This is a genomic window from Lactobacillus sp. ESL0677, assembly GCF_029392875.1.
Classification (GTDB): Bacteria; Bacillota; Bacilli; order Lactobacillales; family Lactobacillaceae; genus Lactobacillus.
This window is the reverse complement of sequence record NZ_CP113946.1, coordinates 1-23,885: the sequence shown is the minus strand read 5'-3', so window position 1 is coordinate 23,885 and position 23,885 is coordinate 1. Positions and strand designations below refer to the sequence as shown.

The 23,885-nt window shown below is 38.6% G+C and carries 22 protein-coding genes and 1 tRNA gene; 3 read left to right on the top strand and 20 right to left on the bottom strand.

What is annotated here, in order from left to right; all coding sequences use genetic code 11:
* Nucleotides 1–536: 536 nt before the first annotated feature.
* The gene (locus OZX76_RS00115; protein WP_277179895.1) at nucleotides 537–998 is read right to left on the bottom strand and encodes a hypothetical protein; all 462 of its coding nucleotides are present in this window, start codon (nucleotides 996–998) and stop codon (nucleotides 537–539) included.
* 144 nt (nucleotides 999–1,142) lie between these two features.
* Between OZX76_RS00115 and OZX76_RS00110 the strand changes: the two genes are divergently transcribed.
* Nucleotides 1,143–2,192 carry an IS30 family transposase gene (locus OZX76_RS00110; protein ID WP_277179893.1) on the top strand — a complete coding sequence of 350 codons (1,050 nt, stop codon included), beginning with the start codon at nucleotides 1,143–1,145 and terminating at the stop codon, nucleotides 2,190–2,192.
* A gap of 184 nt (nucleotides 2,193–2,376) precedes the next feature.
* Here OZX76_RS00110 and OZX76_RS00105 read toward each other — a convergent pair whose 3' ends face one another.
* The 6 genes from OZX76_RS00105 to OZX76_RS00080 all read right to left on the bottom strand — a co-directional run bounded on the left by OZX76_RS00105 (nucleotide 2,377) and on the right by OZX76_RS00080 (nucleotide 7,224).
* The gene (locus OZX76_RS00105) at nucleotides 2,377–3,168 is read right to left on the bottom strand and encodes a TraX family protein (protein WP_277179891.1); all 792 of its coding nucleotides are present in this window, start codon (nucleotides 3,166–3,168) and stop codon (nucleotides 2,377–2,379) included.
* Nucleotides 3,169–3,662: 494 nt separating this feature from the next.
* A complete protein-coding gene (locus OZX76_RS00100; protein ID WP_277179889.1) occupies nucleotides 3,663–4,088 on the bottom strand; it encodes a CPBP family intramembrane glutamic endopeptidase in 426 nt (141 codons plus the stop codon).
* Between the two features lie 118 nt (nucleotides 4,089–4,206).
* A complete protein-coding gene (locus tag OZX76_RS00095; protein ID WP_277179887.1) occupies nucleotides 4,207–4,452 on the bottom strand; it encodes a hypothetical protein in 246 nt (81 codons plus the stop codon).
* A 144-nt stretch (nucleotides 4,453–4,596) separates the two neighbouring features.
* Nucleotides 4,597–5,187 (bottom strand): PBECR4 domain-containing protein, encoded by a 591-nt coding sequence (locus OZX76_RS00090; RefSeq protein WP_277179885.1) that lies wholly within the window; start codon nucleotides 5,185–5,187, stop codon nucleotides 4,597–4,599.
* Nucleotides 5,188–5,503: 316 nt separating this feature from the next.
* Nucleotides 5,504–6,901, bottom strand: a complete 1,398-nt coding sequence (locus OZX76_RS00085; RefSeq protein WP_277179883.1) for an ISLre2 family transposase — start codon at nucleotides 6,899–6,901, stop codon at nucleotides 5,504–5,506.
* A gap of 250 nt (nucleotides 6,902–7,151) precedes the next feature.
* Nucleotides 7,152–7,224, bottom strand: a tRNA-Thr gene (locus OZX76_RS00080).
* A 166-nt stretch (nucleotides 7,225–7,390) separates the two neighbouring features.
* Between OZX76_RS00080 and OZX76_RS00075 the strand changes: the two genes are divergently transcribed.
* A complete protein-coding gene (locus OZX76_RS00075) occupies nucleotides 7,391–8,092 on the top strand; it encodes an MgtC/SapB family protein (protein WP_277179881.1) in 702 nt (233 codons plus the stop codon).
* A gap of 109 nt (nucleotides 8,093–8,201) precedes the next feature.
* Nucleotides 8,202–9,401 (top strand): DUF2974 domain-containing protein, encoded by a 1,200-nt coding sequence (locus tag OZX76_RS00070; RefSeq protein ID WP_277179879.1) that lies wholly within the window; start codon nucleotides 8,202–8,204, stop codon nucleotides 9,399–9,401.
* Between the two features lie 70 nt (nucleotides 9,402–9,471).
* Here the strand turns inward: OZX76_RS00070 and OZX76_RS00065 are convergent, their stop codons facing one another.
* From OZX76_RS00065 to dnaA, 13 genes are all read right to left on the bottom strand, one after another.
* A complete protein-coding gene (locus OZX76_RS00065) occupies nucleotides 9,472–9,633 on the bottom strand; it encodes a CsbD family protein (RefSeq protein ID WP_277179877.1) in 162 nt (53 codons plus the stop codon).
* A gap of 157 nt (nucleotides 9,634–9,790) precedes the next feature.
* A complete protein-coding gene (dnaB, locus tag OZX76_RS00060) occupies nucleotides 9,791–11,176 on the bottom strand; it encodes a replicative DNA helicase (protein WP_277179876.1) in 1,386 nt (461 codons plus the stop codon).
* A gap of 39 nt (nucleotides 11,177–11,215) precedes the next feature.
* Entirely contained in the window at nucleotides 11,216–11,671 is a 456-nt protein-coding gene (rplI, locus tag OZX76_RS00055) for a 50S ribosomal protein L9 (protein WP_277143523.1), read from the bottom strand.
* A gap of 12 nt (nucleotides 11,672–11,683) precedes the next feature.
* Complete coding sequence (locus OZX76_RS00050) at nucleotides 11,684–13,702, bottom strand: DHH family phosphoesterase (protein WP_277179874.1); 2,019 nt, start codon at nucleotides 13,700–13,702, stop codon at nucleotides 11,684–11,686.
* A 147-nt stretch (nucleotides 13,703–13,849) separates the two neighbouring features.
* Entirely contained in the window at nucleotides 13,850–14,086 is a 237-nt protein-coding gene (gene rpsR / locus OZX76_RS00045; RefSeq protein ID WP_090093298.1) for a 30S ribosomal protein S18, read from the bottom strand.
* 22 nt (nucleotides 14,087–14,108) lie between these two features.
* Entirely contained in the window at nucleotides 14,109–14,642 is a 534-nt protein-coding gene (gene ssb / locus OZX76_RS00040) for a single-stranded DNA-binding protein (protein WP_277132406.1), read from the bottom strand.
* A gap of 47 nt (nucleotides 14,643–14,689) precedes the next feature.
* Nucleotides 14,690–14,986, bottom strand: coding sequence for a 30S ribosomal protein S6 (rpsF, locus tag OZX76_RS00035; protein WP_277143519.1), 297 nt, complete (start codon nucleotides 14,984–14,986; stop codon nucleotides 14,690–14,692).
* 201 nt (nucleotides 14,987–15,187) lie between these two features.
* The gene (gene gyrA, locus OZX76_RS00030) at nucleotides 15,188–17,668 is read right to left on the bottom strand and encodes a DNA gyrase subunit A (protein WP_277179871.1); all 2,481 of its coding nucleotides are present in this window, start codon (nucleotides 17,666–17,668) and stop codon (nucleotides 15,188–15,190) included.
* Between the two features lie 10 nt (nucleotides 17,669–17,678).
* Nucleotides 17,679–19,643 carry a DNA topoisomerase (ATP-hydrolyzing) subunit B gene (gyrB, locus tag OZX76_RS00025; protein ID WP_277179869.1) on the bottom strand — a complete coding sequence of 655 codons (1,965 nt, stop codon included), beginning with the start codon at nucleotides 19,641–19,643 and terminating at the stop codon, nucleotides 17,679–17,681.
* Nucleotides 19,636–20,772 (bottom strand): DNA replication/repair protein RecF, encoded by a 1,137-nt coding sequence (recF, locus tag OZX76_RS00020; protein WP_277179867.1) that lies wholly within the window; start codon nucleotides 20,770–20,772, stop codon nucleotides 19,636–19,638. The genes gyrB and recF overlap by 8 nt, the downstream gene beginning before the upstream one ends.
* A 6-nt stretch (nucleotides 20,773–20,778) precedes the next feature.
* Entirely contained in the window at nucleotides 20,779–21,000 is a 222-nt protein-coding gene (gene yaaA / locus OZX76_RS00015; protein WP_277143510.1) for a S4 domain-containing protein YaaA, read from the bottom strand.
* A 211-nt stretch (nucleotides 21,001–21,211) separates the two neighbouring features.
* Nucleotides 21,212–22,342 carry a DNA polymerase III subunit beta gene (gene dnaN / locus OZX76_RS00010; RefSeq protein WP_277179865.1) on the bottom strand — a complete coding sequence of 377 codons (1,131 nt, stop codon included), beginning with the start codon at nucleotides 22,340–22,342 and terminating at the stop codon, nucleotides 21,212–21,214.
* A 171-nt stretch (nucleotides 22,343–22,513) separates the two neighbouring features.
* Nucleotides 22,514–23,881 carry a chromosomal replication initiator protein DnaA gene (gene dnaA, locus OZX76_RS00005; protein WP_277179863.1) on the bottom strand — a complete coding sequence of 456 codons (1,368 nt, stop codon included), beginning with the start codon at nucleotides 23,879–23,881 and terminating at the stop codon, nucleotides 22,514–22,516.
* Nucleotides 23,882–23,885: the final 4 nt, after the last annotated feature.

The following is a 23,885-nucleotide window of genomic DNA, read 5'->3' as shown; positions in this document are numbered from 1 at the left end:
TAAATTCTACTTTTTTAGCATGTCGGGTATTCAAACCTAGAGCATATTTTAGTTCACGAAAAGACGTTTCAATACCCCCAACACAAATGATAAAGCTATTTTAGATCAGCACTGGTAAATTCTTCAGGACTAAGATTAGTAATTAAAGCCTCATAATTATTATCAGCTAATTTAAGCCGTACTATTCTTAGCTTCATGGGATAATCCGCTATTGCATAACTTAGTAAATAATCAAACTTAGAAGTAGTAGACAAGAAATGAAAATTATTATCAGCTTTAATAGCCTTAGTTTGCCTCTAGTCAATTTAAAATTAACTGTCACATAAAAAGTCGGTGTTTGTGGTAAGACTAAGTGGCTTAAGAAGCCATTACTATTAATATCTTTGGCTCTGATGACAAATTTTTGTCCGGCATAACTAATGTGTTCAAAGACATTAAAAGACTCATAGCCGCGATCAGCTAAAATGATAGTGGGATCAGAAAACCTCATCTGGTCAACCATGTTACATAAACTTTGGCGTTCATCAGCTTGATGTTTAGGTTGAAAAGCGACTTTGAGGTAGGTTTTGCTTAAAATATCGTAAAAAGGCATGTAAATGTAGTAAACTAGCAGCAGGATCGTTAAGATTAGTTTTGGCAATGTTAATATCAGAGACATCTTGGGCGAAAACACGATAGCCATGATATTTTTTGATCGCAGCAGTTTCAGCCGTAATGGTCTGAAAAACTGATACAAAAGCGGATAATTTTAACTTACTACGGGCTTGGATCATCGCGGAAGAAGAAACAACTTGTGGTGAAAAATTATAAAAGTCTAGCAGTTCACCTGCTAGGCTTTTTCCTTGCATACCTAAAAGATAAAGAAAGATCGTAGTGATAGAAATTTGACGCGATCTAGTGAAGTCAGAATGAGGATTATGAACGAATAGTTCTTTATAATTTTCAATACTTTGAATAGCAGCAAACAGCTTATTTCTTAATTTAATAGCGTAGCACAATAAAAACAACTCAATTCTAAAATAAAAATAGTTGGTAGATTGTAGAATGAAGTTGAACACTTTAGTTCATTAAAAAATAAAAAGTCCATTGGACTTCTTTGATAGAATGTAATTACCACAAAACTTTCTAGAAAGAAGTTACCAATGAACTTTTTACATTCTACCATATCTACCCATCTTAAAGGCAAACATCTCTCTTTTGAAAACCATGTTACCATCCAAGTTTTACACAGCCAGGGACAATCCTTACGTCAGATAGCTCGAACCATTAGTTGCTCGCCAACTACAATTAAAAATGAGCTTGAACGTGGACAAAAGTCACTTTATCGTGGAAAGCATTTTCGTTATGATGCCCCAACTGCTCAGGAAAGATATCAAGCTCAGCGCCGTAATTGTGGCCGTAAATGTGATTTCATAGCTAAAAGCCGTTTTATTGCTTATGTTGAACAGCACTTTTTTAACGATGACTGGTCACTTGATGCCTGTGTCGGTGAAGCCTTGGCTACCGGTAAATTTACCCGTGATGAAATAGTTTGCACTAAAACTCTTTACTGTTACGTTGAACTGGGATTAATTAAAATTAAGCCCAGTGATTTGCCAGAATTATTAACGCGTAATCTTAAGTCTAAGCGGGTTCGCGTCAATAAACGTAAACTGGGGCGCAGTATTGATGAACGACCACGTGACATCTTAAAGCGTTGGGAATTTGGTCATTGGGAATGTGATTTAGTCTTAGGGCACAAGACTAAAGATGATCAAGTATTATTGACTTTGTATGAACGCATGACCCGTAAGTTTATGATTATTCCCATTAAAGATAAAACTGCCGCCAGCGTTATGACTGCCTTTAATGATCTACGTAAGCAGTACAGTGAACATTGGAACGATATCTTTAAAACCATTACGACTGATAATGGTTCCGAATTTGCGGATTTATCCCAATTAGAACAAGTATCAAAGACATTAGTTTACTATGCCCACCCTTATACTTCATGTGATAAAGGTGGAGTTGAGCGGCATAATCGGATGATTAGGCGCTTCATTCCTAAAGGTAAGTACATCAAAGACTATACTCTAGAACAAATCTATGCCATTGAGGAATGGTGTAATAACCTGCCCAGAAAGATCTTAGCTTACCACACACCGGATGAATTATTTGAACGCAGATTAGATTGCATCTATCAAATTAATTAATGTAAGTGTTCAACTTAAAATTGCAATTTACGAAATAAAAATAGTTACTAAGATGACGAAAGAAAGGACAAAAGACAAACAAAAAGGCTTATTGCATCACAACAATAAACCTTTTTGCTTAACTTAATGACATTGGACATAACGTCCGCTATTTTATTTACCTTTTTAAACTAACAAGTCTATTCTAATGCATCGTCCTGTACAAAAAGGCTGCCAGCCAGTATAAAACTGCAATATGAGCTGGATAGAAAATATAAAAGAAATATTTCATGCCCGGGCCCTTTTTGCCGTTATAAAGCCAAATTGGAATAATGGCAAAAATCATCATCCATTGAGTTGCTCCACTTAGGCCATAAAGTAAAGCAGTTATTGCGATCAACAGACATTGAATATTTTTATTATTTCTAAATATATATAGCAGCGGAATCAGTACCACCATAATGTTATTTTCAGCGAGAAGAATTGCGGGGAAAACACCAATTGTAATTTGTTTAATTAAGAGTGGCACACTCTGCGCACCAACAATCATTGTTGTAACAACTGAAAAAATAAATGGTAAGGCAAACCATAAAATTCCTAAACCAATATGTTTCGCCTTATCGCCATCCTTAGCAGCCGCAAATTGATCAACGCCAGCCATAAACATCGTTCCGATGAACAAATCACGGAAGATATTATTGATTAATTGCACCTGATCGAAGCTAACCATTTTTTGTAAAATCGTTGTTAACAGCGCCATTAGCACCATCGAAAGATACAGCCGCTCCATATATTTCTTCTTGTCATGCGTGTGACTAAAACCAACTACACTGGTAAAAAAGAAAATAGTGGCTACTGGCCGACCAAACCAGTCTAGCCAATTCGGTGCACCTAACGGATAAAACATCTGATGGACATGGTCAACCACCATTAAAATAACACCAATTACTTTTAAATCAAAAGTAGTTAATCCTCGTACCTTTTTAGCAATTTGCATAGTACTCTCCTTTTCCTAACATATAGTCGTTCAAGTTTAGCATAGGGAGATAGGTGAACCCAAATATTAGGCTTTAGAGTATGAATTAATTAAAAGCTCACTATCGCTAGCAAATTGCCGTAATATCTATTTCTTTAACCCTATCTTTGCCATAATATTAGCGAACATGAGTAGAAGTTAGATAGCGATGATTAATTTCTAGATTGATGATGTGGTGCTTATGGTGCAACAACTATAACTCTTAGAATTCGGTGGAAAGGATTAGTCAGGTACCCACATGAATGCTATTATTGCTTTGCTCGATTATATCGACAAACACGAAAAATAATTGCACTTTAAAACTTGTCTTGACACATAAAAAAGCAGACTTAAAGCCTGCTATGTCAGCTTTTCTTCTGGTCCCAAAGATTTTTTGACATATAGTTTTAAATTATGTGCCATTTTTTATGTCAAAATTGCTTTTACAAACAAAAAAACAATTGTGTGGCACTTAATTAAATTACTTCACTATCTAACCATTTTTGCGGTTCAATATTTCTTATCAAAATTAGTGCAGCAATTAAATATAAAACAACTTGCAAAATAGTCACAGTGAAGGTTGTTTGATTAATAAATGTTGGCTTAAAGAAAGCTAAACTAAAATCTTGAATGAAGTATAAAAACATCGGTAAAACAAGATTCTTTGATTTTAAATAAACAGAACCTAGCAATAAACCTCCAGCACCTGCCGACAATGCGTTTAGCATAAGTTCCTTTGTTGACACACCACTATTAAGCAAATGAACAGAACCGAAAACAACCGCAATTATAATTAAAGCAAGCAAAATTCCGTACTTATGATTTTTTAAAATTCTAACTAGAGCATATAGCAATATTCCTCTAAACCAAATTTCTTCAAAAGTTCCAGCTCCAAGATCCATTACTATTTCTGTTAAACTATCTACATTAATTTTAAAATTAAACGTAGTCCAATACTACATAGCAGCAATTATAAATAAAACCGCAACAAGCCAAGCATCTAATGAAAAATGCCAATTGCTAAAAAAAAGTTGACTTCATAATTTTTTTATTAAGTAATAACAAGGCAGCAATAGAAAAAATATAGATTGCCAGCTCTATTAGTTCGACATATTTATCACCTATTCCAGTTAACTTAGAAATACCTAAATAGATTAATTGGCAACCAACTGAAATAACTGCATAGGATATTACCAAAACACAAAAGAACCAGACTATCGACCAAGCACTATTTACATCTGATAATTTAGCTTCAATACTTTTCATAATTCACCTTTATATCAACAACAAGCCATAAACTTATATATGAACATAATTATATCGTTTTTCTATATTTTTATCTCACTTTTTAGTTATAAAAAAACAGACCTAAGTCTGCTAATCAATAATTATTATTCAATTTACAAAAATTTATTTTTTGATATATGAATTACTTAAGTAAATGACCTGTTCATCTTCACCATTAATTAATTTTGTTTGTAACAATTTTAGCTTCATTTGACCACGCTCATAACAAAACTTTTCTTTTTTAAAATCTGTTACACAGATATATTTATTTGGTTCCCTACGACATTCATCTAAAAATAAATATCCGGTATCTTTCTCATTCATTTTGAACTTCAGAAGATATTTCCAAGTAATTTTGCTTTTAATTTCCATACATATATATTTAAAGACAAGATTTCCTCTAGTAAAAATATCATTAATTTGACTTAAAATTTCTAAGCGTTCTTCAATTTTAGCAAAATATACAGACCTATTAATATCGCCAAGACATATTTCTCCTGCAACAATCTTGTTAAACACAATTTCTGCAGATTGCTTATATACAGCCTGAATATCAGTTAACTTATGTAACCCTGCCAAATGATGAAAATCACTTGGTGTAAACATAACTGTTACTACGCTTTTTCTGTTTTTATGACCTAGTGTAAATTCAATTTCTTTGCCAATTAATTTGTTATATTCTACGGCAACTTTTCTTAATAAATCTAAAGCCATTATTATTTCATCTTTCAGAAAAAAACTCTTAACCCGAAAGAGTTAAGAGTTTATAAAATATTTCCATAAAGAGTGTTTTATTGTTAGCTTGAGGTGTTCACACACAACCCTATTAAGATTCCCTAAGTAAGTGCAATTAAGTCTAGCCCACCTAGCTTAGATCAACATCTAACAGATACTCTAGTTACCTGTTCTTAATATCATGATAAACAATTTCAATTAAAAAATCAATTGTTAAATTTACTTTGGTTAGTGTCAACTTTTTGTGGGTAATAAACTTTAAGCCTTTACCTGCTGCTATTTGTAGTTTTCGCTTTTAAATTATTTGCTCGGGTAAATCAAATATCTGCCCACCATTAATGATCCCTTGATTCCAATAATGTGTCTTGGCCGTTTCGCCAAAGTCTGCTTGAAAATGCTCATAATACGGTCTGTTCTTTGCCTTAAAACGATGGTCTACTTGTCTAATTCTTTGCTCTTTAGCAGCTTTTCGTTGCTCGTTAAGCAAATATTGGCTAATATCGCCGCCATTTAACTGGAAGATAATGCTTCTGGCTACACTTTCAGCTCCTACCTTACTCCAGCCCATTGGTCTTGAACTCAGCCGCTCTGACAAATAATGACTGATGTGGCCTTCAGCGGTGCAACGCTGATAAGCTGCTTCTTGCGTATTTAAAATTGCCTGCCAATTACCTAATAGATAAGTTTTAGCTTGGTTAAGAGCGGCAATTTGCGTTGATGTTAAGTCGGGATCACTAAAGCGAGTTTCAAAGTATAATTCTACTTTGTCCCGCTGACCGGTTAAAGCCCAATGATATAAGCGATAAGCAGCAGCTGCCTTAGTATTAACAGCGGCTTGACGGCAATACTTTAACAAATGAAAGCGATCCAAGACAAACTTACAGTTAGGTAGATATTTAGCGCCCGCCTTAATCCAAGGCGCACCATCACCAGCAAGATAAAACTGCTTAGCCTGGGGATAATTGGCTTCTAAATAACATAGCACCTCGTCCCACAGCTGTTCATTGGCCATACCAGCATAAGTACCAGTAAAATATTTGGGCTGAATTAAGTGATGGCGTTTTTGACTGTCATCATAACCTTCGTGTAAGTACACCAACTTCATAAAATGATTACTGCCGTCTTGAAAGGCGACATGATCTTCATCAGCTTCTAAGTAAACAATTTGCTTATTTCGTGCTTGCACCTGATCAGGTTGATTAGGCAATAGCTGACCTTCACGATGAACAATATTCATGACCGTTGTTTTAGAATGGATTTCACTGTACTTAAGCAGATCAATGGCTTCCTGATAATGATATTTAGCTACGTTTTCTAAAACAGCCGCCTTAAAGCCTAAGGTCATCCGGCTATACTTGGTGAAAGCTAAGGCTTGATCAAGCCAAAAGAAATAATGTTGGTCTTGTTTATCTTGGTAATAAGTACGCTTAAAAGTTAATTGCCCATACAAAGTCTGCTTAATACATGTACGCATGGCTTTAACTTCATACTGCTTTTTGCGACTAGGCAACTGCTTATAACTAGCATCAAGCTGCTCAAAATAAGAACCAATTAGCTTTAAACCCCAATGGCGCAATTCCTGCATGAATGTTTCTAAGACATCATCGAAAGTAAGCTGACAGTCCAGCAACTTATTAGTATCAGTAGTTAAATTATCTAACAAAAGCTGTAAATCTTGTAGTAAACTAGTCATATAGAAGAAAACCTTTCTGAATGTAAATTTTGTTCAAACTACATTTTAGCAGAAGGTTCTCTTCTATTTTTTATTTTCCCCACAAATACTTTACGCTAACTTTACTTTGTTACTTTAACTTTCATTTATAACTAAAACTGAAAATTTCAATATTTCTATCTTCATAAACATGCACATAGGTTTTCATCAACAAAAAATAACCCTAACTAAACTAGTTAAGATTATCTTTACTTAAGTCTATTAACTTCTATGCTGACTAGAGGATTCGAACCTCCGACCTCATCATTACTAATGACGTGCTCTGCCAACTGAGCTAAGTCAGCATTGCCTTACTTGACAACGATATTAATTAAACCATATTCGTAACAATTACGCAAGTATTTTTTGACTTTTTCTAAATTTTTGTTATAACTATCTTTTGATCTTTATTCTCACAACGTAAAGGATAGAGTATAATTATTAAATATAATTTATGAACGGAGTGATATGATGGCTAACTTAACACCGATTAATTCGCAGCTGCCATGGCTAGTGCGGGTCATTGTGGCCTCGTTTTGCGGAGCATTAATCGGTTACGAACGAGCAATTCAACGAAAGAGCGCTGGGGTCAGAACCCACATTGTCGTCGCTTTTTCGTCAGCATTATTTATGATTATTTCCAAATATGGATTTTACGATTTATTAAGACTTAACGACGTAGCGGTCGACCCGTCAAGAATCGCGGCCCAGATTGTTTCTGGGATTTCCTTTATTGGTGCCGGGACGATTTTAATTAAAAAGCAACAGGTTTCCGGTCTGACAACCGCTGCCGGAATTTGGGCAACTGCCGCAATTGGGATGGCAATCGGGTCTGGCCTGTATTTCTTAGGGATTGCCCTAACCGCCTTTCTCTTTCTTATCCAAATGCTATTCCATGATGATAGCTTGATTGATAAAATCATCATGCACATTCGCTTCAATATTCAGATTGAAGCCGTCAACAAGCACCATATTTTGGAGACAATTGAGGATGAGCTAAAGGCCAGCCATGTCCAAAATGTTTCTGTTAAAATTTTGTACGTTAATGATGAACGAATTATCTTTTTTGTTGACGGGATTATTAATAATAACATTGATGAAAATGATATTATCATGTCTCTGCGTAAGTATCCTGACATCAAGCGGATTAGTTACACGAGCATGGGTAAATAAAGTTGTAAGCAATAGTTTAACTATTGCTTTTTTTATACTGCTAAGTTGGTATTTACAAGTCAAATTAACTACAATAGTAATTATTACCTAATCAGAAAGGAAGAATTTTATGGCTGGTTCACTCGATTACTTACGTTGGCGCGGTGATCTTTCATTCAAAGAGAAGCCTTTTAACAGTGTTGATGCGGCGCTGCTTTCATCAATTGTTTACCTCCCCGCTGATATCTCGGCTGTGGGGCACACCTTGGGTGACGTTGCACAGCAATTGCAACAACTACCATCTTTTCAGCACCAAATGCACTCTGAAACTGGTGCTGAGGTGCTATTATTGCCAGAAAGTCCACGCATTGGCAACATGAAAATCCTCGATTGGACTGATCGTTTAGAAAAAGAACCACATCCGTTACAATTTACCGCTGCCACTTTTGCCATCAATCCGCAGATGATAGTTATTGCTTATCGCGGCACCGATGGCTCAATGATTGGCTGGAACGAGGATATGCGAATGAATTATCTGCCAGAAATTTACGGACAGAACGTGGCAGCTGAATATCTTGAAGATATTGCCCAGAAATTTCCTGACCAACGCATCTATCTTGTCGGGCATTCCAAGGGCGGCAACTTTGCCCAGTATGCCTTAAGTGCTGTCAAACCAGAAATTCAAGACCGAATCATTAAGGCATTGAGCTTTGATGGTCTCGGCTTCTTCCGTAAAGTCTACACCAGTCCCGGCTTTGTTCGGACAATGTCCAAGATGAAAACTTACATCCCTCAAGCCTCAATTTTTGGCGCCATGTTGGATCATCCTGAGCATACATTAGTTGTTAAGAGCAATGCCGCCATGCGCAACCAGCATGACCCACGGCGCTGGTCAGTTGGCCGCGACAGTTTCACACTTGCCGACGGTCTAACAGCTGGCAGTCGCGTCATTCGTCATGCTTTAATTACCTTTAACCGTTCGATCCCAAAATCTGACCGTGGTGAATCGTTTTCTGCATTGTTCGAGGCTTTTGAAAATGCCGATATCAATGAGCTGCACCAATTAACTCACAACAAACTACTGGGAACTTATCGCTTCGGGCGAATTTTAATGTCACTTGAGCCCGTCGAACGTAAACTGATTGTCCAAATCTTTAGCAACATTTGGGATTCTTACAAAAACAACATGACTTTGCCGTTGAAGGTTAACAATTACGAACTTTATCCTAAGAGCAACGATTCAAATAAAGGTCCTATCTTTTACGAATTCTATGATTCTAAACATCCCGACTTAAAATTACCACCGGATGTTGAACAAAAATTACACTAGTTTTGCACTGTTTCATGTGTAACAAAAAGAGCTCAGAAATAATTAACTTTCTGAGCTCTTTTATTAGCAATTATTGTTTTTTAATCTTGTTCTTGACGTCATCGAACTTATCTTTGGCATCATCTGCAGCCTTAGCTGCCTTATTCTTAACATCACCAGCGGCTTGTTGAGCTTTACCCTCAACCTCTTTTGCTTTACCAGCAATTTTATCTTTAAAATCTTTTTTAGCCATAATTTCAAGTCCTTTCTAAGTTTATCTTACAACCATACTTTCATAGTACAATGATAGCCAAATAATGTCATTTAAAAGGCCTTGATTTTTAGCAAAAGTTGATCAATCAATAAAAGTCATGAAATTAATTATCTAAATTCCATGACTTAAATTATTTTTATTCATTTGGCTGATCGTGACTATAGTCGAGATTAGAAAAACGGTTATACGGCTTAGAAAACATGAGCTTAATCGTTCCCCGGCTACCTGACCGGTTCTTTTCAATAATGACCTCAACCTCGCCATTATCATCTTCTGCTTCGACTTCGCCCTGATTATGATCATCGTCATCTTGTTCATCACGATAATAATCATCCCGATATAAGAACGAAACGATATCGGCATCCTGCTCAATTGACCCAGATTCCCGAATATCTGACAGTACCGGACGCTTATCCTGCCGCTGTTCAACTGACCGTGACAACTGCGACAAGGCAATTACAGGCACATGCAATTCCTTAGCTAGCTTCTTTAACTGCCGTGAAATTGCCGAAACTTCTTGCTGGCGCGATTCACTGCGGGGACCCTCAATTAACTGCAGATAATCGATCACAATTAATCCCAGATTGCCCTTTTCCTTAGCTAAACGCCGCGCTTGTGCCCGAATTTCACTCATTTTAATTCCCGGCGTATCATCAATATAGACATTAGCCGTCGCCAGTGACCCCGAGGCTACAATCAGCTTACGCCATTCTTCTTCGTCAAGCTGACCTGTCCGCAAATGCTGGGAATTAATCAGTCCTTCAGATGCTAACATCCTTTGAACCAGCTGCTCACCACTCATTTCCAGGGAAAACATGGCGACAGATTTATCAGTATGCAAGCCAACGTGCTGGGCAACATTCAGTGCAAAGGACGTTTTCCCGACACCGGGACGTGCCGCAACAATAATCAATTCATCATCGTGAAATCCCGTTGTCATTTTATCAAGCTCAGCAAAACCTGTCGGCAATCCCGTGACCATGTTGCCATCTTCGGGAATATTATTAATCTCTTCAATCGTTGAATTAACAATCTCCTTAATTCCGCGAAAGCCACTCACACTGTTTTCCGAGGAGACATTCATAATCTCGCTCTCGGCATTATCCAAAATGTCGGTCACATCATCAGAATCTTGGATAGCGGTTGTAATAATCTTTTGACTAGCAGAAATTAACCGCCGAAGCAGCGCTTTGCGGTGAACAATCTTGGCATAATAAGTAACATGAGCTGCGGTCGGCGTTGCTAACGCCAATTCCGAAACATATGCAATCCCGCCAATATCTTCCAGCTGCTTCTTTTTAGTTAATTCATCCTGCAGCGTTAATGGGTCAATTGCATCCTCACGATCCGACAAGTCTAACATCGCCTGGAAAACCAGCTGGTTTGCCCGCTTATAAAAGTCAGCAGGCTGCAATATGGCACTTGCATCCGCAATTGCCTCTGGATCAATAAAAATTGCCCCTAAAACTGCTTGTTCCGCCTCATCATCATGCGGTATTTGTTGCGAAACAATATTATCCATTAGTTATGACCACTTTTTTATTAAAATCTAGACCGGGCACTAATCTTGCTCGGTGATATGAACGCGAATTTTAGCTTCTACGCCCTTAAACAACTTAACAGGTACATTCGTGTAGCCTAAAGACTTAATCGGCTCAGGCAGGTTTAATTTACGCTTATCGATTTTAATACCAAATTGCTTTTCCAAGCCCTCGACAATTTTTTTACCTGAAATGGAACCAAATAACCGGGCATCCGTTCCAGCCTTTGACTTAAAGTTAACAACCGTTTCATCTTTTTCAAGTTCTGCCTTAACCTTTTCGGCTTCAGCTTTATCGGCTTCATAGGCAGCTTGCTCGTTAGCAGCAACTCGTTCCAACGTGTGCATATTAGCTTTAGTGGCAGCCTTAGCTAAGCCGCGTTTTATCAAAAAGTTTTGGGCATAGCCGTCAGGAACATTCTTAACTTCACCGCGTTTACCACGGCCTCTTACGTCTTGAGTAAAAATAACCTTCATTTGAAATCTCCTTTATTCGTTTTCTTTCTCATAAGTATCAACCGCCGTCGTCAATTTTGCAAGGGCTTCTTCAACAGTTACCCCCTTAATTTGCGTCGCCGCATTGGACAAATGACCACCGCCGCCAAGCTTTTCCATAATCACTTGAACGTTAATATTGCCCATCGAGCGTGCAGAAATCCCAACAGTATCCTTGTCACGCCGCGTAATCGCAAAACTAGCTTCAACGTTTTCCAGATCAAGTGCTGTATCAGCTGCCTGTGCCGTTACAATGGGATCAATAATTTTTTTCTCTGGGCCACACATGACAGCCATATTAGAGTTGATAATCTTTAAGCTGGCAACTAAACTTGTACGCTCCAAGAAGCTATCAATATCTTCCTTGAGCAGCTCGCTGACCCCAGTTGAACTGGCGCCAATTGAGCGCAAATAACTCGCCGCATCAAAGGTTCTAGTTCCTGTTCTTAATGAAAATTCTTTGGAGTCAACAGTAATTCCGGCAAGCATTGCCGTTGCTTCTAAGTCGGTTAGAACACGCTTGCCAGAACTTGGCTGCTGGTACTCAATCATTTCTGTCACCAGCTCACACGCAGATGACGCATACGGCTCAACATACGTTAACATCGGATTTTCAGGGAACTCCTCGCCGCGACGGTGGTGGTCAATTACGATAATTCGATTCTTCAACCGATCATACAATTCCTTAGAATAAGTAATTGAGTACTTAGAATGATCCACCATGACCAGCATTGATTTGTCTGTTACCTTTTCCAGAGCGTCTTTAGGCGCAATGAACAGATCCACATCTTCTTTTGCCTGCTGCATCTTGACGATTAATCGGCCAACATCGTAGTTGGTCTTATTAACATCCAGAACAAAATTAGCCTTAACGTCATGCAGCCGAGCAATTTTAGCAACACCGATACCACTACCGACTGAATCCATATCCGGATTGGCATGACCAACAACAAATACGCGGTCAGCTTCCTTGAACAACTCACTAATTGCCTGTGAAACCATCCGTGCTCGGACTCGTGTCCGCTTCTCCATCGGGTTCGACTTCCCGCCATAAAAGCGGGCATCCTTACCCGGTTGACACAAGACAACTTGATCGCCTCCGCGGCCCAAGGCCAAATCAAGATTAGATTGCGCTTGATCAGCTAATTCCGTAATTGAACTGCTGCCAAAGGCAATCCCAATTGATAATGTTAACGGGGTATTATTCCGACTGGTTTCTTGACGGATTTTATCCAAAACAGAAAACTTATCATCTTCCATTTTAGCCAAATCCTGCATATGCACCAATAATAAAAAGTGATCCTCATCAATTCGCTTAAGATAAGCATTAAAATTTTTAGCATAGTCGCTCAAGGTATTTTGCACATACGAACTCATGCTGGTCAATTCCTGATCATGCATTGCTTCGCTTAGCTCATCATAATTATCAATGAAAATTTGCCCAATCGCCAGTAACTCATCATTGTATTTTTCTTCGATCTGGGCATAGCGCGTGATATCAAGCAAATAAATCACGCCTAAATTATCTTGAACAACCATCTCAAATTGATGATTATCCCAATTTACCGTTTGATTCTCAGCAGTCTTTGCCGCCAGCGACTCATCAATTAACTTATTTAAATCTGGATCAACTGCCTCAATGGTTCGCCCGATTAAGTCATCGTCCTTCAGATAAAGCTGCAAATATGGATTGACCCACTGAATCTGTCTGTCCTCATCGTAGAGCAAAATCCCCAGCGGCATCTTAATCATTGCCTCTTGTTCGCTACGCTTAATGCGATAAGACAGACTAACCGCAAAATTATTGGCATTACCTGCCAAAACATACGCTCCATAGACCGTAAAGGCAACAGTAAGAATAAAAATGAGTACCATTGCCAACCCAAACAACGGATTCATAATCATGGCAACAATACTTCCCAAAAGAGACAGCGCCAAAATAATAATTACCGAAGCTGTCAACCGTGAATCCTTGATAAAAGCAGGAAATCCATTACGAAAAAAATCTTTCATGCGAGATCCTTCCTAAATTAATGTAAAATACATCACTATTATTATACCTTGGATTCAACTGATAAGAAACTCCCTAATATCCAGCTTAAAATAGCGTACAAAAAATGCGGAAAATAACTTCCCGCATTTTTATTTTTATTCAACTGATTAGTCTTCAGTAACGAATGGCAACAAGCCCATAATGCGAGCTCTTTCGATTGCCTTAGCTACCTTACGTTGATTCTTAGCGCTAGTGCCAGTGACACGACGTGGTAAGATTTTACCTCTTTCTGAGATAAAACGTTTCAACAGATCAACGTCCTTGTAGTCAACGTAATCAATATGGTTGGCTGCGATGAAGTCAACCTTACGACGACGATGGCCGCCTCTTCTTTGTTGAGCCATATCCTAGGTCCTTTCTATAAGTTTAGAATGGAAGATCGTCATCAGAAATATCAATGGTATCCCCAGACCCAGCAAACGGATCCTTTGGCATACTTGATTGATTATTATTTTGGTTATTCTGATTAGATGGTCCCATATTTTGAGAATTATTGGCATTTGGATTACCAAAGTTGCCATTGAAATTCCCATTATTATTTGGTGTGTAACCACCATTTTGACTGCGGGATTCACGGTCTTTGCGTGACTCAAGTAATGCAAAGTTGTCAACAACAACCTCTGTTACATATACTCTTTGCCCGTCTTTATTATCGTAAGTTCTGGTTTGAATCCGGCCGTCAATACCAACCAATGATCCTTTAGACGTAAAATTACAGAAATTTTCTGCTGATTTGCGCCAAATGACACAGCTAATAAAATCCGCACCTCTCTCACCTTGAGCGTTAGTATACTGACGGTCAACAGCAAGAGTAAACGTAGCAACCGAGATTCCACTCCCAGTAGTACGTAATTCAGGATCACGTGTTAAACGGCCAACAAGTACAACTCGATTAATCATACTCCAAGGTCCTTCCTTTCCTAAATCACGATCACGATAACGTAATATTATTTGTCTAACTTAACAGTCATTGAACGTAAAATTGCGTTGTCAATTTTTGACAAACGGTCAAATTCGTTAACTGCGTCTGCGTTATCAGCAGTGAAAGTCATGATATGGTAAGTACCTTCACGATACTTCTCGATTTCATATGCAAAATGACGCTTTTCCCAGTCTTTAGATTCAACCATTGTACCACCGTTGTCTGCGATAACTTTATCGTAGTTTTCAACAAGTGCCTTCTTTGATTCTTCATCAATATCAGGTTTAATAATGTAAGTTATTTCGTACTTAGTAGTTGTCATTCTAGTGCACCTCCTTTTGGTCTAAATGGTTCTTGCTAAAATCAAGAACAAGGAGTAATCAATTTTATTACTCGCAATCTCTAATTCTAGCACATAACCAAAAAAATTACCAAACTATATTCACGTGATCCTAAGAGAATTTTATTTTCCCAACTAATAGATACGCTTAAAAGTCCGATAATTTTTAAATTTAAATTACTTTTATTCTTCTTCAGTCTCAGAATCAGCCGCTACTTCTTGGTCTTCCTCGGCAGGAACAACCGTTAAGCTAGCAACCTTACTGTTGTCGCCTACTTTAATCAACCGTACACCCAAGGTGCTGCGGCTAGTCTGCGAAACATCCGCAATCTTGAAGCGAATCATGATGCCATCGCTAGTAATCACCATAATGTCTTGGGTACCATCAACAACTGTCACACCAGATAGCGGGCCATTCTTCTCAGTAATATTGGCGGTTTTAATTCCTTTACCACCACGGCCCTTGACTGGATATTCAGCAGCAGAAGTCCGTTTACCATAACCCTTCTCAGAAATTACTAGGACTTCATCACTATCTTCAATGACACCTGAGCCAACAACATAATCGCCATCGCGCAAGTTAATCCCGCGAACACCGGCAGCAGTTCGACCCATTGCCCGCACAGTCTGCTCATTAAAGCGAACAGCATAGCCAAGGTGCGTGCCAATCATAATATCTTTGTTGCCATCAGTAGTTAGAACATTAGTTAATTCGTCGCCATCACGCAACGTCAGCGCAATCAGGCCGCTGTTTCTAATATTCGCAAATTCATTGACAAGTGTACGCTTAACCGTCCCCATCTTCGTGATAAAGAACAGGTATTGATCGTTAGCATTTTCAGGAATATTAATAATTGTCTGAATCTTCTCGCCTTTTTCAAGCTGCAACAGGTTAACAATTGGTAACCCCCGAGCAGTCCGACTAAATTCCGGGATTTCGTATGCCTTCTTGGAATAGATTTTACCCTTGTTAGTAAAGAACAACAGCAAATCGTGTGTACTTGAATAGATCAGCTTTTCAATGAAGTCGCCTGACTTCACGCCCATGCCCTTAATACCTTTACCACCACGGTTTTGCGTCTTAAATTCATTAATTAGCATCCGCTTGATATAGCCACTATGGGTCAGGGTTAACAAAACATCTTGCTTTTCAATTAAATCTTCGTCTTCAATTGAGACAACTTCACTAGCACCAATTTCAGTCCGCCGCTTATCACCAAAGCGCTTTTGAATATCGAGCAATTCATTGTAAATAATCTCGTTGATCCGTTCAGGTTTTGCCAAAATATCCTTGTAATCCGCAATTTTTTCTTGCAAATCCTTATATTCAGCCTCAACCTTGTCACGTTCCAAACCTGTTAAGCGAACAAGCCGCATATCCAAAATAGCTTGTGACTGCTTATCATCCAATCCGAAGCGGCTGATTAAGGCAGCTTTAGCAATATCACTGGAGTTACTTTGACGAATAATATGAACGATTTCGTCAATGTGATCCAAAGCAATCTTCAAACCTTCAAGAATGTGGGCTCTTGCTTCAGCCTTGGCCAGCTCAAATTTTGTTCTACGTGTAACAACGTCCTCTTGATGCTCCAAGTAATACGACAACATCTGCTTGATACTCAAGAAATGTGGTGCACCATCAACAATAGCAACCATGTTCATCCCGAAGTTAGCCTGCATTTGCGTTAATTTAAATAAATTATTCAAAACAACACTGGCACTTGCATCACGACGAATATCAATTGTCATCCGCATCCCTGTCTGGTCAGATTCATCACGAACACCGGTAATACCATCAATTGTCTTAGAGCGTGCCAAATCAGCAATTTTCTTAACTAATTCGGCCTTGTTAACCAAATATGGCAGTTCAGTAACAACAATGCGTTCCCGACCACTTTTTTCAGTCTCAATATTAGTCTTGGCCCGCACAACAATATTACCGCGCCCACTTTCGTATGCCCGATAAATACCGCCGCGGCCCATGATGATGCCGCCAGTCGGAAAATCGGGGCCCGGAATTGCCTTCATTAAGTCTTTAGTGGTGACATCCGGATTATTCATCAGCATATGCAAGCCGCTGATAACTTCAGCCAAATTATGTGGTGGAATATTAGTTGTCATGCCAACGGCAATCCCACTTGTCCCATTAACTAACAGGTTCGGAATCCGTGCCGGTAAAACTACTGGTTCATTTTCAGAATCATCATAGTTACGTTGCCAATCAACCGTATTTTTATTAATGTCACGTAACATCTCAACGGCGATTTTACTCATTCGCGCCTCAGTATAACGCATTGCGGCAGGCTCATCGCCATCAACAGAACCAAAGTTACCGTGACCATCAACTAGCATATAGCGATAACTAAAGTCTTGAGCCATATGCGCCATTGCCAAATAAATCGAAGAGTCACCATGAGGGTGGAATTTCCCCATAACTTCCCCAACGATTCTGGCAGACTTCTTATAAGGCTTATCAGGAGTAACTCCTAACTCACTCATTCCGTAAAGAATTCGCCTTTGGACAGGCTTTAAACCATCACGCACATCAGGCAAAGCCCGAGCAACAATAACTGACATCGCATAATCCAAAAAGGAACTGCTCATTACACTAGTCAGATCAACATTTCTAATTCTGTGATCTTGACCTTGATTGTCGTTATCCATTTAAAACCTCCTAAGCATCCAAGTTTTCAACGTATTTTGCGTTAGTTTCAATGAACTTTCGCCGCGGCGCAACTTCATTACCCATCAATAATTCAAAGACCTCATCAGCATTCTTAGCATATTCTGGACTAACGCGATCAAGGCGGCGGTTTTCAGGATTCATCGTTGTTTCCCACAATTGCTCAGGATCCATTTCCCCTAGTCCCTTATAGCGTTGAACAAGTGGCTTAGGACTTGGCTGCAATGCACCTAAATAATCATGCAGCTCCTCATCAGTATCAAGATACTTAACAACTTTACCTTGACGAACTTGATATAGAGGTGGACGTGCGATATAAACATATCCCTTTTCAATCATTGGCCGCATATAGTTGTAAAAGAGCGTCAATAGCAATGTCCGAATATGGGCGCCATCGACATCGGCATCCGTCATAATAATTAACTTGTGGTAGCGAGCTTTTGAAACATTAAAGTCTGCACCAAATCCAGTTCCCAAGGCAGTAAACAATGACCGAATTTCTTGATTAGCTAAAATTCTGTCCATTGATGCTTTTTCAACGTTCAAAATTTTCCCACGAATCGGTAAAATTGCCTGCGTTAAACGAGAACGGCCTTGCTTAGCGGAACCGCCGGCCGAGTTACCCTCAACAATAAATAATTCTGAGATACTTGGATCGTTACTGGTATTATCAGCCAGTTTACCTGGTAAGTTAGCAATCTCAAGTCCTGATTTTTTTCTCGTTACTTCACGAGCACGTTTAGCAGCAGTTCTAGCTCGTTCAGCCAGCTGTGCTTTTTCAACGATTTTGCGACCAACTTGCGGATTCTCCATCAAAAAGTTGGTAAAAGTCTCTGAAAAGGCCTTATCAACTGCAGTTCTGGCATCAGAATTTCCTAATTTAGTTTTCGTCTGTCCTTCAAATTGTGGATTCGGATGTTTAACAGAAACAACTGCTGTCATTCCTTCACGAATATCTTCACCAGAAAGGTTATCGTCCTTATCCTTCAGAATTTTTGCTTTATGTGCATAGTCATTTACAACTCGCGTTAACGCAGTCTTGAAGCCAGCTTCATGCATCCCGCCTTCATAAGTGTGAATATTATTGGCGAAGGTCATTAACGTTGTTTTGTAGCCATTTGTATATTGCAAAGATACTTCAACATTAATTTCGTTATAGTCTCCTTCAACATAAATAGGCTCATCAAACAAAACTTCTGTACCATGATTCAAAAAGGCAACATATTCCTTAATTCCGCCTTCATAGTGATAGACATCAGTTTCAGCGGTTTCTTTACGTTTGTCCGTAAAAGTTAGCTTCAAACCCTTATTCAAGAAAGCTAATTCGCGAATGCGGTTTTTCAAAACTTTGTCATCAAAATCGGTGGTTTCAGTAAAAATATCTGGATCTGGATAAAAATGAACTACGGTTCCATGTTCAGTCAAAGGTACAGTACCAGACAATTTCATTTCTGTCTTAACACGGCCACGATTGAAATCGATGTAGTACTTCTTACCATCACGCATCGTAGTAACATCAAGCTCAGTTGACAAGGCATTAACTACCGAGGCGCCAACACCATGAAGTCCACCAGAAACTTTATAACCGCCACCGCCAAATTTACCACCAGCATGTAAAACAGTAAAAACAGTTTCTAAAGCTGGCCGACCAGTTTTCTTTTGAATATCAACCGGAATTCCCCGACCATCATCTTGAACAGTTACACTGCCATCAGCATTAACCGTTATCTCAATTTTAGTTGCAAATCCAGCCAAGCTTTCATCAATACTATTATCAATTACTTCCCAAACCAAGTGGTGTAAGCCTTGAGAACTGGTTGAACCAATATACATCCCAGGCCGTTTACGAACAGCTTCAAGTCCACCTAGAACCTGAATTTGACTGGCATTGTATTTATCAGCTTCTTTTTCGTATTGCTTGATTTGATCAAGTTTTTCTTCGTTATGATCAGCCATTCAATTCTCCTTTTTCCAAATAAATTTTTCCAGATTTAATTCGATAAACCTGTGGCTTTTTAATTATTTCCCAGGAAATACCTGTAAGATCTGTTGTTGTAATAAACGTTTGCGTTTTACCATGAATATAATTGAGCAGCGCACTCTGACGACTATGGTCAAGCTCACTCATTACATCATCAAGTAATAACAAAGGATATTCATCAGTCAATTGATGTACTAACTGAATCTCTGCTAGTTTAACGCTCAGTGCAATGGTCCGTTGCTGACCCTGTGAGCCATAAAAATGAGCATCTTTGCCATCCAAGGCAAATTCAATATCATCACGATGCGGACCAGATAAAGTTGTCCCTTTTCGCATTTCTGCAGCCTTATTTTTCTTGAAGTTTGCCAAGAGTTTTTGATAAATCTCTTCCGTACTATCATCAGCTATCACTTCAGGAACAGATGGCCGATAAGTTACCGTTAATTCCTCACCACCAGTGCTAATGTGTGCATAGGCATCACGTGCGTATGTACGCAAGTATTTAAGAAACTTAAATCGGCGTACAATTACTTCGGCGGCAATTCCAGCTAATTGATCCGCTAAGACATCAAGAAATAGTTGATCGTGAGCTTGACCTTTGGCTAATTGCTTCAGGTAATTATTCTTTTGCTGCAAAACCTGCCGGTACTTACTAGCAAAATACAAGTACTCCGAATTAATTTGACCAAATTCTTGATCCATAAACCGGCGCCTTAATGCTGGAGCTCCCTTGATTAAGTCCAAATCTTCAGGTGAAAACAGGATTGCATTTAATTGCCCTACGTACTTAGATAACTTTGCCTGCTCAACACGATTAACCCAAACCTTTTTACCCTTTTTAGTAATTAAGACACGTAAAGTTAAATCAAGTTGACTTTTATAAATATGACCGGTGACATTGGCATATTCTTGATTGAAGGCAATCAATTCCTTGTCATTACTAGTTCGATGTGAACGTGTTAACGCCAAAAAATAAATTGCTTCCAGCAGATTTGTCTTACCTTGCGCATTTTGCCCAATAAAAATATTGACGTTAGGGTCAAACTCAACGTCTAATTGCTGCAAATTACGGTAATTTTGCGCCACAAAATGCTTCAAATACATTGAAGCCTACCGAAAAATATATGCTTCGTGGGCAATTTCAACTCGGTCACCCGAACGTAACTTCTTACCACGGCGATTTTCTTTAACACCATTTAGCAAAACTGGATTATCTTGCAAATACCACTTTGCTTGACCACCAGAAGAAATAATACTTTCTTCTTTTAAAAATTGACTTAAGGTAATGTACTCACCTTTTACTGTAAATTCTTTGATAATACTCACCTTCATAGCACTAGTTTCCTATATTTAAGTATATTCGTTTTAAGGCTAAAAGACAACTTAAAAAGCTAATATAAAGCCATATAAACGGTTTTTAGCAGAAGAAACATTTTATAGTAAATGGTCATTAAAACAGTGCAACGTGCTTATTTTGTCCGTTAACAAAAAAGGTACATAAAAAAGGTCATCGGATGATGACCTTTAGTTCATAATTTTTTATTTAGAAAGTTCTAACTGGGGTAATCAGTTGAACAAATTCAATGTCAGCTTGATCTGGATTAACCGTAAATGGTCTTAACGGCTGTGTAAATTCCATGATAACTGAATCAGTTACCGATGCTTTTAAGGCATCACGTAAGTAATCAGGATTAAAGGAAATTTTTAAGTTCTTACCAGTTAAATTTTTGAAACTTACATCTTCTTCAACGTTACCAATTTCAGCGGACTCACCGGATAATTTTGCCGTTTGCTCCTCAACATCAAGAGTTAGGTCAACGACGTTATTGCGACCAGCATGTGTTAGCAGACTCGCACGGTCAAGGGCGCTTGATAATTCAACTAGGTCAAATTCGATACTAGTTGTGTTTTCAGTCGGAATTAAACGTTCGGTATCTGGATAACTGCCTTCAAGTAGTCGTGAATAGAAAAGAATGTTGCCAATTTCAAATAATACTTGACTATCTCCAGGACAAACGCGAACTGTCGGATTAGTTTCACCAATAATCCGAGCTAGTTCTAGTAAACTTTTTCCCGGAATAATCAAATCAGTTTTGGTTTGCGGACCATTTTCTAAAGTTAATGCTCGACTAGATAACCGGTGTGAATCAGTTGCAACAGCGTGAATTTGGTCGGGACTGAAAGTGAAGTGGACACCTGTTAAAACTAAGCGACTTTCTTGAGTGGCAACAGCGAACTGCGTTTCAGTGATAATTTCGCGGAAAGTTTTTCCTGAAATAACAAAAGAGGACTCGTCAGAAATTTCCGGTAATCTTGGATAGTTATTTGCATCTAACCCATTAATTGTGAATTCACTATTTTCAGAAATAATTTGTGTCTGAAAACTTTCTTTTACTTCAAGTGAAAATTCTTTTCCGGGTAAGCGGCGAATAATTTCACTAAAAAAGCGAGCAGGTAGAACAATTGCACCAGTTGATTCAACTGTTAAATCTTCACTAACTGGAATTTTTAATTCAATTGAAATGTCGGTGTCACTACCCGTTAAAATTAATTCGTCATCTGTTAAATTGAGCTTAATGCCGCTTAAAATTGGAATAGTTGCACGCGAAGAAATAGCATGCATGACGTTGTTTAGGTTATCAACGAAAAGATTTCTATTAATTGTAAATTTCATGAAGGCCTCCTGTTTCAGGTATGTTTTATTTATTTAATTATATAATTTATGTAGTAGTATTAGTAGGTCTTGTGATTTCTGTTGAGAAGTTATGTAAGACCTAAAATAACGTAATTGGGGCGGTTTAAAAAATGTGGATAAAACTAAAAGTTGTCCACATTTTTTAAACTTTTAGCGATCAAGCATTTGCTTAAGATCAAAAACGGCAGTTTTAATGTCTGAATCGGTTTTGATTGCCCGACTGATCTTTTCATAGGCATGCATGACTGTGGTATGATCCTTGCCGCCAAACTCCTGGCCAATCTTAGGCAGGCTTGAATCCGTTAGTTCACGAGAAAGGTACATGGCTATTTGCCGCGGGACTACAATTTGGCGCACCCGCTTTTTGCCCTTTAATTCATAGGTAGAAGTTTGAAAATAGTTAGCAACAACTTCCTGAATTTTGGATATCTGTAAACCACGATTTTTTTGAACAAGTTTTAGGTCTGCAAGAGCTTCGCGAGCTAAGCCGACGTTAATATCTTCGCGCTCAATTGTTGCGTGTGCCTGAACTTTAACTAAAGCACCTTCGAGTTCTCTAATATTCGTATCGACCTGTGAAGCAATGTAATCTAAGGTGCTATCGTCGATTGTTAGATCTTCTGCCTCAGCTTTTTTGCGCAAGATGGCTATCCGCGTTTCAAGATCTGGTGGTGTGATTTCAACCTGCAAGCCCCAAGTAAACCGGGAAACTAAACGCTCTGATAAATCTGGAATTTCAGTCGGCAAGCGGTCACTTGTCATTACGATTTGTTTTTGGTCATTATAAAGAGTTTCAAAAGTATGGAAGAATTCTTCCTGAATGCCCTCTTTTTTGGCAAAAAACTGAATATCATCAACTAATAATAAGTCGCAAGTGCGGTATTTTTCGCGAAATTGATCTTGCGTCTTATTTTTGATTGAATTGATAAAATCGTTAACGAAAGTCTCGCTTTGAATGTAAACGACTTTGGCATTTGGCCGTTCGGCCAGCATTTGGTGACCGATGGCCTGCATTAGGTGCGTTTTTCCTAGCCCGACACCGCCAAAAATAAACAGCGGATTGTAAAAACTGCCGGGACTATCGGCAACTGCTAAAGCGGCACCTGCAGCTAGCTTGTTACCCTCACCTTGAACAAAATTATCGAAAGTATATTTTTCATTTAATTTCAGGTTACGCACGAACGCATTATGGTTGTGCTCGCTTTGGCGTTGCTGCGTAATCTGTGTTTGCGGTTTGGGTGTGACAATTCGTTCGGTGCTGCGTTCACCTTCAATTTGAAAAACAGGCGTAATTTCGATATTGGCATAGCCGTATGCTGATTGAATCAGTTGTGATGCCAAATTCTTTTCCCAATATCCTTTAGTTACCGGGTTTTGCACGGCAATCTTTAATTCATGCGTATCCTTATTATAGGAAAGTGGTTTAGTATTTTTGAACCAAGCATTGTAGGCAACTTCATTAAAATGCTCACGCATTTCATTATTAAAGTGCTGCCAAAATTTATTAATATCAAACAAAGTA